This is a genomic window from Roseibium aggregatum IAM 12614, from assembly GCF_000168975.1.
Taxonomy (GTDB): Bacteria; Pseudomonadota; Alphaproteobacteria; order Rhizobiales; family Stappiaceae; genus Roseibium; species Roseibium aggregatum.
In genome coordinates this window covers 250052-268049 of record NZ_AAUW01000004.1, presented here as the reverse complement: position 1 = coordinate 268049, position 17998 = coordinate 250052, and the positions used below count along the sequence as shown (strand labels likewise).

Here is a 17998-nt window from a genome sequence, read left to right as displayed (position 1 = left end):
ACTTGTTTTGTTCTTATCATTTCTGTAAAAGCGATTCAATCAGGCATCGTAACCGAAACGGCTTTGGCCAAGATATCGGATATGCCTCACTGGAAGCTCCGCCCGAAACTGCTATATCGGGGCAACAGACCATCTTTAATGGAACATCTCTAGCGCATGCGCAGGCATCAAACGGCATCAGGCGCCGCGTGCGGTCAGGAAGAACGACGATGAAGACAGGCAAGGGATCGCAGTCGGAAGAAGCCTTGAAGGCAGACCCTACCCGGGTCATCAGCATCCGCGGCGCGCGGGAGCATAACCTCAAGGGTGTCGACCTGGATCTGCCTCGCGACAAGCTTATTGTGATGACCGGCTTGTCAGGGTCCGGAAAATCGTCACTGGCCTTCGACACCATCTATGCCGAGGGTCAGCGCCGGTATGTGGAAAGTCTGTCGGCCTACGCACGTCAGTTCCTGGAAATGATGCAGAAGCCGGATGTCGACCAGATCGATGGCCTGTCGCCGGCAATCTCCATTGAACAGAAGACCACATCTCGTAACCCGCGCTCGACGGTTGGAACGGTTACGGAGATCTACGACTACATGCGCCTTCTGTTTGCGCGGGTCGGGATCCCCTATTCGCCCGCGACGGGCCTGCCGATCGAAAGCCAGACCGTCAGCCAGATGGTCGACCGCATTCTGGAACTCGAAGAAGGCGCGCGCCTCTATCTGCTGGCCCCAATGGTTCGCGGTCGCAAGGGAGAATACCGCAAGGAACTTGCCGAGCTGATGAAGAAGGGCTTCCAGCGCGTCAAGATCGACGGCACCTTCCATGAAATTTCCGAAGCCCCTGCCCTCGACAAGAAGTTCAAGCACGACATCGACGTTGTCGTGGACCGTATTGTGGTTCGGGACGATATTTCCGGCAGACTTGCGGATTCCCTGGAAACTGCGCTGAAGCTTGCCGACGGTATCGCGATTGCAGAATTCGCCGACAAGACGGACGAGAACGGCAATACGGAGCGGATAATCTTTTCCGAAAAATTCGCCTGCCCCGTCTCCGGTTTCACGATTTCAGAAATCGAACCGCGGCTATTCTCGTTCAACAATCCTTTTGGGGCCTGCCCCACCTGTGACGGCCTTGGAACGACGCTTGCGTTCGAGGAAGATCTGGTGGTGCCCGACCACTCACTGTCCCTGCGCGAAGGAGCAGTGCTGCCGTGGGCGAAGACCGGGTCTACGTCTCCTTATTATGCGCAGACGCTTGAAGCGTTGTGCAGCCACTTCAAGGTTTCCATGGCGACCCCGTGGAAAGATCTTCCCTCCGAGGTGCGCGACGCAATCCTGCACGGCACCGGCAATGCGAAGATCGAATTCGTTTATGACGACGGTGTCCGCAGCTATCGGACCGAAAAGACCTTCGAAGGTGTCATCGGCAATATCGAACGGCGCTGGCGCGAGACGGAATCCACCTGGGTTCGCGAAGAGCTTGCCAGGTTCCAGTCAGATCACGCCTGCCCTGCCTGCAACGGCTTCCGCCTGAAGCCCGAAGCGCTGGCCGTGAAGATTGCCGGCAAGCATATCGGTCAGATCACCGAACATTCCATCCGCGAAGCCAGCAAGTGGTTCGAAGCTCTTCCCGCGCAACTGAACGACAAACAGACAGAAATCGCCGGCCGCATTCTGAAGGAAATCCGCGAGAGGCTGAAGTTCCTGAACGATGTCGGACTTGAGTATCTGACGCTTTCACGGTCTTCCGGTACCCTTTCAGGCGGTGAGAGCCAGCGCATCCGCCTCGCATCGCAGATCGGTTCGGGTCTGACAGGCGTTCTTTACGTACTGGATGAACCATCCATCGGTCTTCATCAGCGCGACAACGCCCGGCTCTTGGAAACGCTCAAACATCTGCGCGATCTCGGCAACACGGTGATTGTCGTTGAACACGACGAAGATGCCGTTCTGACGGCTGATTATGTGGTCGATGTGGGACCGGGGGCCGGTGTTCATGGCGGCCAGATCGTCGCCAAGGGCACCCCTTCCGAAATCATGGCCAACCCGAACTCGCTGACAGGCCAGTATCTGTCCGGAGCAAAAATGGTGTCGTGCAACGACGAGCGCCGGAAAATCAACAAGAAACGGAAGATCTCCGTTCGCGGCGCACGCGGCAATAACCTCAAGCACATCGATGTCGATGTGCCGCTCGGCACCTTCACCTGTGTCACCGGCGTTTCCGGAGGTGGCAAGTCCACGTTCCTGATCGACACGCTCTATAAGGCTGCCGCCCGCCGCCTCAACGGCGCAAGGGACAACCCTGCCCCACATGATCGCATTGAAGGCCTGGAGGTTCTCGACAAGGTCATCGACATTGACCAGTCTCCGATCGGACGGACGCCACGGTCGAACCCGGCAACGTACACCGGAGCCTTTACCCCGATCCGCGAGTGGTTCGCAGGCATGCCGGAGGCCAAGGCAAGAGGCTATCAGCCCGGCCGGTTCTCTTTCAACGTGAAAGGCGGCCGCTGCGAAGCCTGTCAGGGCGATGGTGTCATCAAGATCGAGATGCACTTCCTGCCGGATGTCTACGTCACCTGCGACGTCTGCAAAGGCAAGCGCTACAATCGGGAAACGCTCGAGGTCGAGTTCAAGGGCAAGTCGATTGCTGATGTGCTCGATATGACAGTGGACGAAGCTGCAGTCTTCTTTTCCGCGGTTCCAGCCGTGCGCGACAAGATGGAGACCCTGGCACGTGTGGGTCTAGGCTACATCAAGGTTGGTCAGCAGGCGACTACGCTTTCAGGTGGGGAAGCACAGCGGGTAAAGCTTGCCAAGGAGCTCTCGAAGCGTTCGACAGGCCGGACGCTGTACATACTGGACGAGCCGACGACGGGTCTTCACTTCCATGACGTCGCCAAACTTCTGGAAGTGCTGCATGAGCTTGTCGACCAGGGAAACACGGTGCTGGTGATTGAGCACAATCTGGAAGTCATCAAGACGGCAGACTGGATCATCGACCTCGGGCCGGAAGGTGGTGACGGCGGCGGTACGGTGGTTGCGACCGGACGCCCGGAAGATGTGGCCGAGGTGTCCGAAAGCTACACAGGCCAATTCCTGCAGGAACTGCTGCAAAGACGGCCTCAAAGGGCTCACGACGCCGCCGAATAAGCCTTAACCACTCTTGGGTTACGCAACGTTGAGCCTGTGTGCGATGCACACAGGCCTTTTTCATATGTTTTTCTGAATGTTGCCCGAATCGCCCGGGTTTGGATTGCGCAAGCTTTGCTGCATTGCATCAAACGCATGTCAGGCATGCAGAGATGGCACTTCTTTTATTTCGTGTGGTGAAATATATCATTTCTCAACAACGGCGCGGAACGCACACGCGTTTCGATAATTAAGGAATAAGAAGATGTTTGACACCGTGCGCCAAAAGTACAGCAACTGGGTAAGCTACCGCCGTGCGGTTGACGAATTGTCCCGTCTTTCGGCCCGTGAGCTTGCCGACCTCGGCATCTGCCGCAGCGACATCAAGTTTGTCGCCCGTCGCCAGATTGGCTGAATGAAATAAAGAGATCGCGTCCCTAGGCATCCTCCTCCCAGCCGACGGGCGTGTGACACGCAGGGCATCCTCCTCCCAGCCCTGTCACGTCGAAACGTCGCCCGCCAGCACCTCCTCCCGCTGGCGGGCGTTCGTTTTTCTGGGGTACCGGTTTTGGCCCCGAAATTAGCCGGGCATGCCTGCAATTCAAAAATATCCACTTCTCGGTCGTCAAACTCCTGGTCGGCTTCTCTTGTCCGTTTCGGGTTGAAGCAAGGCGAAACTGTCTCCTCCATTTACATCACTTTTTTCTAGGCAGACGTTTGCATGACCAACGCGAGAGCGTAAGGCTTCACATCAACTGTAGTGCTTTACGGAAAATGGGATTGCAATTCCCTCTGTGCCCTGTTCGCGCAACGCGGTCGTCTGAAACAGTTTCGAAAAGAACTGTGTCGTTTGTTTTGGTGGATGCGCTTGTCGAGTCGCACCGATTTTCATCGCTGCCAACACCTCAATTCCGCAAGTGCGGTCTCCAGTGTCTCCACCCAAAATTACTTTTCCCTGCCAGAGCGAGGGCAGTGGTTCGCGCGCCCGCTCCACCGTTCGAGTACCTTTGACCCAACTGAACTCTTCTCGCATGTGCGAACACGAGAAATCATGACAGCTATGCGACTAGCGCGGGCATTTAAGGCATTTCAACCCTTTTAAGACTTTTTTAATCTGCTTTTTCTGCATACCTGCTTCGCGATTTTCCCTCTACCTCGCACTGCACAAAGCACCTATTTTCCAGCCTGTAAGAGATGAACGGGCCAGACGCCGATCCGCGGTGCCATGGCCATGAGATAGCGAAAGGCCTAAACCATGATCGATACTGTTGTTCGCAAATTCAATAACTGGAAACGCTTTCGTCAGACCTATGACGAGCTGTCCAACCTGTCCAACCGCGAACTGGACGACCTGGGCATTGCCCGCTCTGACATCGCTCGCTACGCGCGTATGTCTGCAAAATAATAAAGCTTCGCGGTCAGAAGGTATCCTCCTCCCAACCTGATGACCGCATCTCCACGCCTCATGCGTGGAACTCCAAAAGCGCCTGCCGGTACCTCCTCCCACCGGCGGGCGTTTTTTTGTTTCCAGACCAGGCTTTCCCTCTGGTCAAGGGAACACCAGCTTATGGTGACCTTGCAGAGATTGCGGTTGCCGGGCTTTGCCTGTAATCAGGTCGGCAGAGAAATTGTCCGGGCCGCCATGCTGCAAGACGGCGACGATAGGTGACCGGATCAAGTCCCAGGGACACAAAATGACCCCCATTCATATCATAGGCGGCGGCCTTGCCGGTTCAGAGGCCGCCTGGCAGATTGCACAGGCAGGCTCGCCGGTCGTTCTTCACGAAATGCGCCCCGTCCGTAAAACGGATGCCCATCAGACCGATGGACTGGCAGAACTTGTCTGCTCAAATTCCTTCCGCTCGGATGACTCAGAACAAAACGCAGTCGGTCTGATACATCACGAACTGCGACAGCTCGGTTCGCTCATAATGTCATGTGCAGATGCCCACCAGGTGCCGGCAGGCAGTGCCCTTGCCGTGGATCGTGACGGGTTTTCGAATGCGGTCACATCAGCCCTGGAGACCCATCCGAATGTGACGATCTCGCGCGAGGAAGTTGCCGGTTTGCCGCCGGAAGACTGGGACAAGGTGATCATCGCAACAGGTCCGCTGACATCCCCTGCGCTTTCTGAGGCCATCCTGGAGAAAAGCGGTGAAGACGCTCTCGCATTTTTTGATGCCATTGCACCGATTGTCCATTTCGACAGCGTCGACCTTTCCAAAGCGTGGTTTCAATCCCGCTACGACAAGGTAGGTCCTGGCGGAAACGGCAAGGACTATCTGAATTGCCCGTTGGACAGGGATCAATACGAAGCCTTTATTGATGCGCTTCTTGCAGGCGAAACTGCCGATTTCAAGGAGTGGGAAGAAAACACGCCCTACTTTGACGGCTGTCTTCCGATTGAAGTCATGGCTGCACGCGGCCGGGAAACACTTCGTCACGGGCCGATGAAACCCATGGGGCTGACCAACGCGCATAATCCGCACGTGAAAGCCTATGCCGTGGTGCAGCTACGCCAGGACAATGCGCTCGGCACGCTCTACAACATGGTCGGGTTCCAGACGAAACTCAAATATGGTGCCCAGGCTGACATCTTCCGCATGATTCCCGGCCTGGAGAATGCGCAATTTGCCCGCCTTGGCGGGTTACACCGCAATACCTTCCTGAACTCGCCGAAGGTGCTCGACGGAACACTTCGCCTAAAAGCCGACCCTCGACTGCGGTTTGCCGGTCAGATTACTGGCTGTGAAGGGTATGTGGAATCGGCAAGCGTCGGTTGCCTTGCCGGTCTTTTTGCCGTCCTGGAAGCGCGTGGTCAGGACATCGTTCCCCCACCGGCGACGACTGCCATGGGCGCGCTGCTCGGTCATATTACTGGCGGACACATCACGCGGGACGAGGGTGCCGGCAAACCGGGATCCTTCCAGCCGATGAACGTCAATTTCGGCCTGTTTCCTGAGGTCGATGCGCCAAGCAAGGATGAAAGCGGCAAACGGTTGAAAGGCAAGGACAAGAGCCGAGCCAAGAAGCTGGCCATGACCAACCGGGCCAAGGCCGATTTCACCAACTGGCAGACAACCCTTGGCTTTGTAAAACAGGCGGCAGAATAAGACGGAGATGGATTGACCTGCAAAAAGGCGGTGCCTGACGGCATCTGCTTCGGACCATCCAGTGACAGGCGTTTTTCTGCTGGAGAAGCGCCTGTTCACATTTCTGAATATCACTTCACCCGGATCAGATGGCCTTCAGGACGTTGCCGGAGGCACGCCAGAGTATCCATTGCCGCCTGAGCTGAGACAGCTCCGCGACCTGCTTCAACGGGTCCAGGCTGTCCTGTTCCAGCTTTTTCAGGAATGGCTCCACAAGAACAAGCGGCAGAAACGCGGACTGGCACGCGGTTGGTACTTCCTCGGCCACCTGGCGAACGCGGCCGAGATGATGGCGAACATGACCCCGCATTTCGGCAAGAACCGCACGGAGTTCCGGCGTGGTCTCGCCGCGGAAGACGCTCTCGGTGTCAAGATTATGCCGTTCGCAAACGTCCTTCGGCAGATACATCTGTTGTCTGGAGGCGTGCCAGGGCAGTGCGCGCATCAGTCCGGTCAAGGCATAAGCCACACCCGCGTGCCCCGCAGCCGTTGCCGTGCCGGGGTCCCTGCCATCGTTCAGAACAAGGCAGGCAAGCTGGATCAGACCGGAAACGGTCTCCCCGGCGTATCCTTCCAGATCGTTGAGGGTTGGCATCTGGTCGTTGTAAAGATCGAAGACCCGCGCATCCGCCATGGCCACAAGGCTTTGTTTGGGCAAAGCGTAACGTTCGATTGTCTGAAGCAAGGCGTTGGCAACCGGATTGGAGGCAACAGCGCCATGTTCCGTGCCTTCCAGCAAGTCCCGCCACCATTGGAGCCGCACTTCACCCGGAAGTGGTTCTGACACCAGTTCGCGAATGCGGGCAATCTCGGCGCTGTACGCATAAAGCGCCATCAGACCGTCGCGATGCGTTTCAGGAGCAAGCAACGCGGTGAGATAGCGGTCCTTGTCGAATTGACGAACCACATCGGCGGCATGATCAAAATCGGTTGTCATGGAGCCTACCAGCCTTTGTGGAGCGACAGTCGTCAGTCCACGGCAATGAGTGCGGCGGCGACAGCCCGGTCTTCCGACAGGAGCACATTGAACGTGCGCAATGCCGCTCCGGTCGACATGGGGTCGGACAATATGCCCGCCTCGCGAAACAGGGTTTTCAGGTCTGCCGGCAAGGGCTGCAGTTCCTTGCCGGTTCCAACCAGAAGCACTTCGATATCTGCCTGTTCGTCCAGAACCTTCTGAAAGGCTTCAGGAGAAAAGGCCGACGCATCATTCACGTCCCAGCCGTAAATGCCGCTTGGTACACACATCAGCGATCCGCGATGAGACATACCGGCAAACCGGAAGCCGCCATTGCCATAGGCTTCAAGCGGCGCCCGGCCGGGAAAGTGCGCATCGCGGATTTCCATCGTACCGTCCTTACGCCGACGCTTTCGCGTTTGGATCCTTCTCGCCATCGTCGTCGTTGGGAGACATGGCCTCCGCACGGAGATTGAACAGGATCAGGAACGGAGCGGCCAGGAAGATCGACGAATAGGTGCCGATCACGATACCGAAGATCATCGCAAGCGTGAACGACTGGATAACTTCCCCCCCGAAGATGTAGAGCGCAAAAAGCGCAAGCAGCGTCGTCAGGGATGTCATGGTCGTACGAGACAGGGTCTCGTTGATCGACATGTCGAGCACTTCCGTCAGCGGGCGTTTCTTGTATTTGCGCAGGTTCTCGCGAATACGGTCATAGACGACCACGGTGTCGTTGAGGGAATACCCGATGATGGTCAAAACGGCAGCGATACTCGACAACGAGAAATCGAGCTGCAGCAACACGAACAGGCCAATGGTGATGACCACGTCGTTTGCCGTCGTCAGGATGGCCCCGACCGCGAACTGCCACTCGAACCGGAACCAGATGTAAAACAGGATCGCCAGCAAGGAGGCGGCAACCGCGATTGCACCCGCCTGGGCAAGCTCACCTGAAACACGTGGGCCCACAACCTCGACGCGGCGGAAATCCACCTCCTGCCCTTCGAAGATGGTCCGCACCTTGCCGACGACAGCCTGCTGCGCAAGTTCGCCGCCGGGCTGTTCTTCGACGCGGATCAGGATGTCGTCCGACCCGCCGAATTCCTGCACCTGGACATCCCCCAGGTTCAGGGACGACAGATCGGAGCGGATCGAGGCGACATCGGCCGGACCGTCGGTCTTGATCTCTATGATGGTACCGCCCTTGAAGTCGATGCCGTAGTTCAGCCCGACGGTGAAGAACGCAGTAATCGAGGCGATAACCAGGACGATGGACAGTGGAAAGCTGACTTTCCGCAGCCACATGAATTTGATTTTCGTGTTGTCCGGAACAATTCTCAGCAACATTTGAAAGTCTCCCGGATCAAATCGGCAATTTCGACGGACGGCGGCGGCGGAGCCAAAGGGCAACCAGCAACCGGCTGAACGTGAAAGCCGAGAACACAGTGGTGAAGATACCGATGGCCAATGTCACGGCGAAGCCCTTGACCGGCCCCGAACCGAGCTGGAACAGGATCACGGCTGCGATCAGGGTCGTGATGTTGGCATCCAGGATGGTGCCGAGAGCACGGCTGAAGCCGGCATCGACGGCCGAGATAGCAGACCTCCCTGCCCTTGCTTCTTCGCGAATGCGCTCAAAGATCAGCACGTTCGCATCCACCGCCATACCGATCGTCAGAACGATACCCGCGATGCCGGGCAAGGTCAGTGTTGCCTGAAGCAGCGTCAGCGCTCCGAAAATCAGGAAGATGTTCGCCATCAAGGCAATGTCGGCGATGATGCCGAAGCGGCCATAGGCGAGGATCATGAAGATGATCACCAGACCGCCGCCGATCACCGACGCCAGCTTGCCTGCCTCGATGGAGTCCGCACCCAGGCCCGGACCGATGGAACGTTCTTCGATAACCGTCAGCTTGGCCGGCAGCGCGCCTGCACGCAGGAGAACGGCAAGATCGTTGGCGCCGTCCACCGTGAAGTTCCCGGAAATCTGGCCGGAACCACCTGTGATAGGTTCACGAATGACCGGCGCGGAAATGACTTCCTCATCGAGTACGATTGCGAACGGACGGTTGACGTTCTGCTGCGTGATCTGAGCGAACTTGCGTGCACCGGACTGGTTGAAGCGGAAGTTCACGACCGGTTCGTTGGTCCGCTGATCGAAGCTGACCTGAGCATCGACAAGATCTTCGCCAGACAGAAGCGGCGCTTCTTCAAGCAGGTAAGGAATGGGCGGGTCGTCCACCGACATCATGATAACCGTGCCTGCAGGGGGACGGTTCTGTAGGGCCTGTTCGCCGGACATGGACGTATCGACCATGTGGAAGGTCAGCTGCGCGGTCTGGCCGACGAGATCCTTCAGGCGTTCCGGGTCGTCTTCGCCTGGTGCCTCGACGAGGATACGGTCGGCGCCCTGGCGCTGAATGCTGGGTTCGGTGGTGCCAATTTCGTCGACACGGCGCCGGATTACCTCGATGGACTGCTGGACGATGTTCGTCATGCGGTCTTCCAAGCCCTGCTCAGAATAGGAAAACCGGATCAGACCGTCTTCCGTGGCGGTCATATCGAACTCATTGACCGCCTGCCCGCCAAAGACGCTGGAGACCAGCGGGTTGACGAGAGGCTGCAGACGTTCCTGCGCATCCGCCAGCCGGGTCAGATCGCGAATGCGAACTTGCGCGGCGTCTCCCTGAACTCCAAGCCCGGTATACCCGATGCGCGGATCTTCGCGCAGGGTTGTCCGGATGTCGCCGACAAGCGCTCTCATGCGCTTCTGGATGTAGTCCTGCTTGTCGATTTCATAGAGCAGATAAGCACCGCCCTGAAGGTCGAGACCGAGAACCATCTGGTTCTTCGGCAGGAAGTCCGGCCAGCTTTCAAGTTGTTTTTGGGAGAAGAAATTCGGCAGCGTGGTCAGGATGCCAGCGGCAACCACAAGCACGATAAGCCCGATTTTCCAGCGTGCGAAATAGAGCATGGTCAAGCCTTAAATGCAGCCAGGCCGATCTGAAACCGGCCCGGCGGTATTATCGAAGCGGCGGGGATCGCGTTACGCGTTGTCCTTGGCCGGTTCGGTTTTGGAGCGCACTTCCTGCACCATGGAGCGGACAAGGCGAACCTTGACGCCCTCAGAAAGTTCGACCTGCACTTCACCGTCGTCAACGACCTTGGACACCTTGCCGATCAGGCCGCCGGTGGTCACGACAGTGTCGCCGCGGCGAAGGTTGGAGACCATTTCCTGATGCTTCTTCATACGCTGGCGCTGCGGGCGGATGATCAGGAAATACATGATTGCGAAGATTGCCACGAAAGGCAGAATCTGGATCAAGAAACCGGAGGCGCCTGCCGGACCGGCTGCCTGCGCATAGGCTGGGGTGATAAACATTCACTTCTCCTAGGTGGCGTTTTTGATGACCACCGACCCTGTTGGCCGGTCTTCGGCAAAAACGCTCTCATTCTGGTGGCGCGGACTATAACTGTGGCGCGCCTCATTTCAAGCTTTGCAAGCAGTTTCCAGCGTACCGGTATGGGAATAACTGACGTTTTCGTGTTTCCCGCACCATGTTAATCCTGCCACCACTTAATTCAGGGCCTCACATGGGCCTTTTTGATAGGGCTTGCAAGAAGAATGAACGCTGAAAACGACCTCTCCGCATTAAATGCCAAACTCGATTCCCTGATCGACCTGATTGCACGTGCGGTGCCAGCCCTTCCCGGCAAACCTGATTTTTCGGCCGCCGACGCCTTTGTCTGGTCGCCGGATCCTGGAGAACTGGTTCCGGTGCAAAAGGTCAACCGCGTCGATATCACTCTGCTGTGTGCGGTTTCCCACGTTCGCGATCTTCTGCTCGACAACACCCGCCGATTTGCCAAGGGCCTTCCTGCCAACAATGCGTTGCTGTGGGGCGCCAGAGGCATGGGCAAATCGTCCTTGGTCAAGGCAGCGCATGCGGCCATCGCTGCCGAAAATGTATCCGCTGGCCTGAAACTTGTTGAAATTCATCGCGAAGATATCGAGTCCCTGCCCAAGCTCATGAACCTGATCCGCAATGCCTCCTGCAGGTTTATCGTCTTCTGCGACGACCTGAGCTTCGACAATGACGACACCTCCTATAAGTCGCTCAAAGCGGTGCTTGAGGGAGGGATCGAGGGCCGGCCCGACAACGTCATCTTCTACGCCACATCGAACCGCCGTCATCTTCTGCCCCGAGACATGATCGAGAACGAGCGCTCTACCGCAATCAACCCTGCCGAAGCCGTTGAAGAAAAGGTCTCCCTGTCAGACCGCTTTGGTCTCTGGCTCGGCTTCCACAAGTGCAGTCAGGACGATTACCTCGATATGGTGCGTGGCTATGCCGCACACTTCGACCTCAAAATCGAAGCAGATGAGCTAAAGGCAAAGGCGCTCGAATGGGCGACGACGCGGGGCAGCCGGTCCGGCCGTGTCGCGTTCCAATTCATACAGGATCTTGCAGGCCGGCTCGGCAAGGCGATTTCCTGATACAGCAAAGCCCGGCACAAGGGCCGGGCTGATTGACGTTGCTTCAGGTCATTTACTTTGCTGCGCCTCAGATCTCATCCGGCGGAACGAAAGGTCCGACCGGATTTGAACTTGAAGAGCGTCACCGTCGCGGCAGGTATTTCAGCGGATCGACCGGCTTGTTGCCCTGACGCAGTTCAAAATGGAGCTGCGGCTGGTTTACCGATCCAGTGGCCCCGGCGAGCGCAACCACATCGCCACGGCGAATGGTATCGCCCCGTTTGACCTTCAGTTCGCTGTTATGCGCGTAGGCAGACACCCAGCCGTCATCGTGACGAACGAGGATCAGATTGCCGTAACCCTTCAATTCGTTACCGGAATAGATCACGGATCCATCGTCGGCAGCGTGCACGGGCGTTCCTTCCGGAACAGCAAGATTCACACCTTCGTTCTTGCCACCACCCGGTTTCGCACCGAAGTCCGAGATGATGCGGCCGCGGACAGGCCACCGGAACTTGGCGTCGGCGCCATCGTCGTCCTGAACGTTAGCGACGACAGTCGGCGTCTTGATCGGCGCCGTCGGCTTGGCTTCCTGGGTAAGGGCAGGCTGCGGCAGCTTGGTCTTGTCAACGGTTCCGGATGGAGCGGCAGCAACTGCCTGCGTAGCGGACGAAGCTGTTGCCGGCTGACGGCGCGGTGTCGGCACGCTGGAAGAAGCGCCGGAGGAAATGGAAGCCGTGGTCAGCGACTGATCGGAGCCGCCAGGCTTGCGCTTCGGCAACGTGCTGACGTGAATGACATCCACCTTGCCTTGACTGATGTCGGCAAAGGTCGGCTGCTGACCGTTATTCCGGTCGGGCCGGGGCATGTTTGCGACAGACGTCGGCACCGATCCGGTGACAACGTTATCGTTTCGCCCGGCCGTCGGCAGTTTTACCCTGCCGTTTTCACCTTCAGTCGTGCTCGTTGAGCCATTGCGCTCGGCGTAAACGTAAGTCGGGATGATAACGCTCTGACCCGGTTGTACCTTTGCCGGATCTTCAATGCCGTTGACCGCAACGATCGCCTGGATCGGGACGCCATACCGGCGTGCCATCGAATTTATGGAGTCGCCCTGGCGCATCTGAACCCGCGTTCCACCCGCAGACGTCCACCCCTTCCAGCTCCTTGCAGTGCTTGACGCTGCTACGATTTCAGGTGCCGGCTGTGTCGCAACCGGAGCGGTTCGCACAGGCGCAGTGCGCTGCGCTGTCGTCACGGGGGACGGCAACGGCGCGGACTGAACCGTAGGCGCTCTACTGGGAATAGAACCGGTTGTTACCGGTTGAGACGATCCCTGTGGGAGACCGGCAACGGTCCCTCCAGGACCATTCACGATGTCCTGATAGGTCGGCTGTTTCTGGCCGCCATTGAGAATATCCCGCTGATTCTGGGTGTTGCCCGTGTAGTAGGGTGGTTCACCAAATCGCTCGACCGCGCCGGAACATCCTGCGAGAGCAACTGCAACCAGCGACACTGTCGCCACCTTGCCCATCAGATCCCTGCGGAGGGTACGCATCCGCTTCATCATCGCCTTAACTCTAACCGCTGACTATGGCTGTTATGGTTAAGAGTAGACGGCAGTAAGGTTTATAAAGGCTAAAGACCGGCTGGACTTCTGGTGAAAAGTCGAGATTTCTCAGTATTAAGGACCGCTAGAAAACCAGCAATTGCGCCGTTTATAGTAAATTTGAACAGGAAAATGGGTGAGCAAGCTCAACGCCTGTATGACGCCAAGAATCGGTGAAAAGCACAGGCCTAGAGCTTCTTGGCGATTCCCGGCTGCAACATGACCGTCCGAACCATCATCAGCGTTTCCGCAGTCAGAACACTCTCGGTCTTCTGGAACTTGATGAGCGCTTGCACCTGCCTGGCCTTGCCAACCGGAGCGACCAGAATACCCCCCGGCTTTAATTGCTGCAGCCATGCGTCAGGAATTTCTTCCACGGCTGCATTGACGACAATCCGGTCATACGGTCCGTTCTGACGAAATTTGCTCAAACCATCCGCCTGGCGAACTTTTACATTTGTCAGTTTCAGGGCTTCAAACCTGCGGTTCGCCAGGTCGGTCAAGGTCACGAATCTGTCCAGCGTTTCGACCTGGGCTGCGAGATGCGACATGACGGCAGCCTGATAGCCTGACCCGGTCCCGATTTCCAGAACGATGTGACTGGAGGTCAGCGCGAGTGCCTGAACAGTGAAGGCAACGATGGATGGCGCTGAAACAATCTGCCCGCATTCGATCGGCAGCATCGCGTCTTCATATGCAAGACTGTGATGGCGTGCGGACAGGAAAAGCCGACGGGGTACGCGCTCTATGGCAGCCAGAACATCCCTCGCCCCGACACCACGCTGCCGCAATGCCAGAACCAACGCTGCGCGGGCTTCCGCCTCATCCGGCAAAGCGGACGCCATCGCCCTGTTATCCTTGCCGGGCAAATGACCGGCCATGAACCGTTCCCCCTTGGGTTTACCCCAACGCCTCCGCCAGGTGTGTCACCAGATCGTGGGCTGTCAAATCTATGCGTAGCGGCGAAACGGAAACATATCCATCCGCAATCGCATGCAAATCGGAATTATCAAGCACGGATTTGCCACGATCCTGAAAACGCAGCCAGTAATAGGGATAGCCACGACCGTCCTTGCGTTCATCGATGGAAAGGCCGCTCTGCTCATGATGGCCCTGCACGGTGACCTTGACGCCCTTTACATCCTCGGCAGCGCAGGCCGGGAAATTGACGTTGAGAAGCGAGTATTGCGGGAGCTTGAAGTCGATCAACTTTCGGAAAAGATCCGGCGCGTGCGCTTCGGCCGTCGAATAGTCAGGTTCTGCACGAACATCCCAGTTGTAGGCCTGGGACACGGCAATGGACCTGATCCCGAGAATCGCTCCTTCGATAGCGCCCGCCACTGTTCCCGAATAGGTGACATCTTCAGCAAGGTTCTGGCCGCGGTTGATGCCTGACAGCACAAGGTCCGGCAGAGCGGGCAGCACCTTGCGCACGCCCATGATCACACAGTCGGTCGGCGTGCCTTTGAGGGCGTAGTGCCGATCATCTATCTTTCGAAGGCGCAGAGGGTCGCTGAGCGTCAAGGAGTGAGCGACACCGCTCTGGTCGGTTTCGGGAGCGATGACCCAGACATCGTCAGAAAGCGTCCTGGCAATATTTTCCAGAACGGTCAATCCTGCTGACTGAATGCCGTCGTCATTGGTGATGAGGATACGCATCTAGATCTTGCTCCGTTTTCCCATACGCTCTCCCGTCGGAAGACAAGAAGAGACGCCCCAAATGAAGATGGACGGCAATCTTGTGCGGTTGCCGTCCATACCAAAAAAGTTGGCGGAATTCCCCTTCCCGCCTAATCAGCCGATCTTTTCCAGCCCGCCCATGTACGGCCGCAGAACTTCAGGAACGGTGATCGTCCCGTCGCCATTCTGATAATTTTCCAGAACCGCAATCAGGGCACGGCCAACAGCGATGCCGGATCCGTTGAGCGTGTGCACGTGGACCGGCTGTTTGGAATCTGCCGGACGGAACCTGGCATTCATGCGACGTGCCTGAAAGTCTCCGCAAACGGAGCAGGACGAAATCTCACGATAGGTGTCCTGTCCCGGCAGCCAGACCTCAATGTCATAGGTCTTACGTGCACCGAAGCCCATGTCGCCGCTGCACAAGGTCATCACACGGTAGTGGAGACCGAGCTTCTGCAGAACTTTCTCCGCGCAGCCCAACATACGCTCCAGTTCGTCGAGCGATTCTTCCGGTTTGGTCACGGAAACGAGTTCGCACTTCTGGAACTGGTGCTGGCGAAGCATTCCACGTGTGTCGCGCCCGGCAGACCCGGCTTCGGAACGGAAACAATAGGTCAGTGCTGTCACGCGAAGCGGCAGTTGATCCTCAGGGAGGATTTCACCTGCAACCAGGTTGGTCAGCGGTATCTCGGCCGTCGGGATCAGGTAGTGATCCGTCGTGGTCTTGAAGAGGTCTTCCTCGAATTTCGGCAACTGCCCGGTGCCGTAGAGTGGCTCGCTATGAACCAGAAGCGGCGGCGAAACCTCGGTGTAGCCGTTTTCCTGGGTGTGCAGGTCAATCATGAACTGGCCAAGCGCACGTTCGAGCCGGGCAATCTGTCCCTTGAGAATCACGAAACGCGAGCCGGACAGTTTCGCAGCCTTGGCAAAGTCCATGCCGCCCAGGTCTTCGCCCAGCTCGTAATGTTCCTTCGGTGCTTCATTGAAGGTGAAGACCGGCTTTTCACCGTGCGTCTTCAACAGCACATTGTCGGTTTCATCCTCGCCCACCGGCACATCGTCATGCGGCAAGTTCGGGATGACGGCCATGGCTGCTTCCAGATCGGCGATGAGCTTGCGCTCTTCTTCCTCGCCCGACTGAATGAAAGCCTTGATCTGTGCAACTTCGTCAATCAGCTCCTGCGCGCGGGCATCATCGCCCGAGCCCTTGGCCTTGCCGATTTCCTTGGAGGCGGCGTTGCGCCGTTCCTGGGCTTCCTGAAGCTTGGTGATATGAGAACGGCGGGAATCGTCCAGCGCGATCAGTTTGGCCGCGGAGGCCTCATAACCCCGTTTGGCCAGGGCCTGGTCAAAGGCGGCTGCGTTTTCCCGTATCCATCTAATATCAAACATCTTCGCTTCCCGAACGACGGTCGTTTCAATCCATTCCGTCGGTCAATCGGGGAAGCATGGCGGCCAGGGCGTCAGGCAGCCGCATCCTCGGCTTCGCGTTGAGCCTCCCTTTCGGCACGCTGGCGCTCCACCAGTTTGACGGACAGAATTGAGACTTCGTAGAGAAGCAGCGTTGGTAGCGCAAGACCGATCTGCGAGATCGGGTCGGGTGGTGTCAAAATTGCAGCAGCGGCAAATGCGCCGACAATGGCGTATTTGCGTTTATGCCGAAGCGTTTCAGAGCTGACCAGACCAGCCCTGCCAAGCAAGGTCAGTACCACCGGAAGCTGGAACACCAGGCCGAAGGCGAAAATCAGGATCATGATCAGGCCAAGGTACTCACTCACCTTGGCCAGGTGCTGAATGGCAACCTTGCCCGTGCCGGCAGCCTGTTCCTGAGACAGGAAAAAGCCCATGGCCATTGGCATGACAAGAAAATAGACGAGACAGGCGCCGATCAGGAACAGCACCGGCGTTGCGACCAGGAACGGAAGGAACGCGCCGCGTTCGTGCTTGTAGAGCCCGGGAGCCACGAACATGTAGATCTGGCTGGCCACCACCGGAAACGCCAGGAAAAGCGCGCCGAACAGAGCCAGCTTCAACTGGGTGAAGAACCATTCCTGCGGCGCGGTGAAGATCATCTCCACCGGATGTCCGTCACCTGCCGCCTGCAGGTAGGGCACGGTCAGGATGTTGTAGATATCCGTCGCGAAGTAGAAGCAGATAACGAACATCACGAGAATCGCGCCGATCGACCACATCAGCCGTTGGCGTAATTCGATCAGGTGTTCGATCAGTGGCGCCTTCGAGGCGTCAATTTCGTCCTGGCTCATGCCTTTACATCTTCCGTCACCGGCGCGGTTTTCGGCGTGGCCTCGGGTTCAGCCTTGGCTGACTCGGTTGAGGATGCCTTGTCCGCATTTGCGCTATCTGCCGGCGGCGACGCCGGTTCGCTGGCAGCCTCTTTCGGCTTGTCGGCTTTTTTTGTCGCGTCTTCTTCGATGGATTTCTTCAGATCACCCAGCGGATTGAAGTTGGCCGCCGATTCGACCTGTTTCTTCATGTCCGCAATATCTGCCTGTTGCTCGGCCTCGCGCAGAGCGTCGTTGAAGGTCGACTGGAACTCACGCGAAAGCTTTCGCATTTTACCAATCGTCTGGCCAAGTGTGCGCAGCATGCGCGGCAAATCCTTCGGCCCCACGACGATGATCGCCACACAGGCGATCACCAAAAGTTCGGTCCACCCGATATCGAACATGAGATGTATCGTCCCTTAAGGAGACGCGATGCAGATTAAGATCAGCTCGCTTTGGTCTGATCTTCAGCTTTCACGGACGATGCCGTTTCGCTGTTCTTGTGGTCGATTGTCTTCGGAGCGTCGGCTACGTCGTCTTCGGCCATGCCTTTTTTGAAGCTTTTGATTCCCTTCGCGACATCACCCATGAGATCGGAAATCTTGCCACGTCCGAACAGCAGAACAACGACCACTGCAATGATCAATATCTGCCAAATACTAATGCCCATACGCCAAACTCCTGATAATCGGCTTTAAAAGCCATAGGGCCC

Annotated in this window: 17 protein-coding genes; 5 read left to right on the top strand and 12 right to left on the bottom strand. The window is 57.4% G+C overall.

Annotated elements, in window-relative coordinates:
- Nucleotides 1-209: 209 nt before the first annotated feature.
- The 4 genes from uvrA to trmFO all read left to right on the top strand — a co-directional run bounded on the left by uvrA (nt 210) and on the right by trmFO (nt 6232).
- Entirely contained in the window at nt 210-3140 is a 2931-nt protein-coding gene (gene uvrA / locus SIAM614_RS07370; protein WP_006933295.1) for an excinuclease ABC subunit UvrA, read from the top strand.
- A gap of 244 nt (nt 3141-3384) precedes the next feature.
- On the top strand, nt 3385-3534 hold the full coding sequence (locus tag SIAM614_RS31160; protein ID WP_006933294.1) for a DUF1127 domain-containing protein: 150 nt from the start codon (nt 3385-3387) through the stop codon (nt 3532-3534).
- Nucleotides 3535-4374: 840 nt separating this feature from the next.
- The gene (locus SIAM614_RS31155; RefSeq protein WP_006933293.1) at nt 4375-4524 is read left to right on the top strand and encodes a DUF1127 domain-containing protein; all 150 of its coding nucleotides are present in this window, start codon (nt 4375-4377) and stop codon (nt 4522-4524) included.
- A 289-nt stretch (nt 4525-4813) separates the two neighbouring features.
- Complete coding sequence (gene trmFO, locus SIAM614_RS07365; protein ID WP_006933291.1) at nt 4814-6232, top strand: methylenetetrahydrofolate--tRNA-(uracil(54)-C(5))-methyltransferase (FADH(2)-oxidizing) TrmFO; 1419 nt, start codon at nt 4814-4816, stop codon at nt 6230-6232.
- A gap of 124 nt (nt 6233-6356) precedes the next feature.
- Here trmFO and SIAM614_RS07360 read toward each other — a convergent pair whose 3' ends face one another.
- From SIAM614_RS07360 to yajC, 5 genes are all read right to left on the bottom strand, one after another.
- A complete protein-coding gene (locus SIAM614_RS07360; protein ID WP_006933290.1) occupies nt 6357-7208 on the bottom strand; it encodes a phytoene/squalene synthase family protein in 852 nt (283 codons plus the stop codon).
- A gap of 32 nt (nt 7209-7240) precedes the next feature.
- Nucleotides 7241-7618 (bottom strand): Mth938-like domain-containing protein, encoded by a 378-nt coding sequence (locus SIAM614_RS07355; protein ID WP_006933289.1) that lies wholly within the window; start codon nt 7616-7618, stop codon nt 7241-7243.
- 10 nt (nt 7619-7628) lie between these two features.
- Nucleotides 7629-8579, bottom strand: coding sequence for a protein translocase subunit SecF (gene secF / locus SIAM614_RS32895; protein ID WP_006933288.1), 951 nt, complete (start codon nt 8577-8579; stop codon nt 7629-7631).
- A 16-nt stretch (nt 8580-8595) separates the two neighbouring features.
- Entirely contained in the window at nt 8596-10206 is a 1611-nt protein-coding gene (secD, locus tag SIAM614_RS32890) for a protein translocase subunit SecD (RefSeq protein WP_006933287.1), read from the bottom strand.
- Between the two features lie 72 nt (nt 10207-10278).
- A complete protein-coding gene (gene yajC / locus SIAM614_RS07340) occupies nt 10279-10614 on the bottom strand; it encodes a preprotein translocase subunit YajC (protein ID WP_006933286.1) in 336 nt (111 codons plus the stop codon).
- Between the two features lie 243 nt (nt 10615-10857).
- On the opposite strand from yajC, the gene SIAM614_RS07335 reads away from it, so the two are divergent.
- Complete coding sequence (locus SIAM614_RS07335; RefSeq protein WP_006933284.1) at nt 10858-11730, top strand: ATP-binding protein; 873 nt, start codon at nt 10858-10860, stop codon at nt 11728-11730.
- 121 nt (nt 11731-11851) lie between these two features.
- On the opposite strand, the gene SIAM614_RS07330 is transcribed toward SIAM614_RS07335, so the two are convergent.
- The 7 genes from SIAM614_RS07330 to SIAM614_RS07300 all read right to left on the bottom strand — a co-directional run bounded on the left by SIAM614_RS07330 (nt 11852) and on the right by SIAM614_RS07300 (nt 17956).
- The gene (locus tag SIAM614_RS07330) at nt 11852-13267 is read right to left on the bottom strand and encodes a peptidoglycan DD-metalloendopeptidase family protein (RefSeq protein ID WP_208983911.1); all 1416 of its coding nucleotides are present in this window, start codon (nt 13265-13267) and stop codon (nt 11852-11854) included.
- 239 nt (nt 13268-13506) lie between these two features.
- The gene (locus SIAM614_RS07325; protein ID WP_157139725.1) at nt 13507-14199 is read right to left on the bottom strand and encodes a protein-L-isoaspartate(D-aspartate) O-methyltransferase; all 693 of its coding nucleotides are present in this window, start codon (nt 14197-14199) and stop codon (nt 13507-13509) included.
- Between the two features lie 19 nt (nt 14200-14218).
- Entirely contained in the window at nt 14219-14977 is a 759-nt protein-coding gene (gene surE / locus SIAM614_RS07320; protein WP_006933278.1) for a 5'/3'-nucleotidase SurE, read from the bottom strand.
- A 135-nt stretch (nt 14978-15112) separates the two neighbouring features.
- Nucleotides 15113-16393 (bottom strand): serine--tRNA ligase, encoded by a 1281-nt coding sequence (serS, locus tag SIAM614_RS07315; RefSeq protein ID WP_006933277.1) that lies wholly within the window; start codon nt 16391-16393, stop codon nt 15113-15115.
- A gap of 71 nt (nt 16394-16464) precedes the next feature.
- Nucleotides 16465-17265: a twin-arginine translocase subunit TatC gene (gene tatC, locus SIAM614_RS07310; protein WP_006933275.1), complete on the bottom strand. Its 801-nt coding sequence runs from the start codon at nt 17263-17265 to the stop codon at nt 16465-16467.
- On the bottom strand, nt 17262-17690 hold the full coding sequence (tatB, locus tag SIAM614_RS07305) for a Sec-independent protein translocase protein TatB (protein ID WP_006933273.1): 429 nt from the start codon (nt 17688-17690) through the stop codon (nt 17262-17264). The genes tatC and tatB overlap by 4 nt, the downstream gene beginning before the upstream one ends.
- Before the next feature lie 41 nt (nt 17691-17731).
- The gene (locus SIAM614_RS07300; RefSeq protein ID WP_006933271.1) at nt 17732-17956 is read right to left on the bottom strand and encodes a twin-arginine translocase TatA/TatE family subunit; all 225 of its coding nucleotides are present in this window, start codon (nt 17954-17956) and stop codon (nt 17732-17734) included.
- Between the last annotated feature and the right edge of the window lie 42 nt (nt 17957-17998).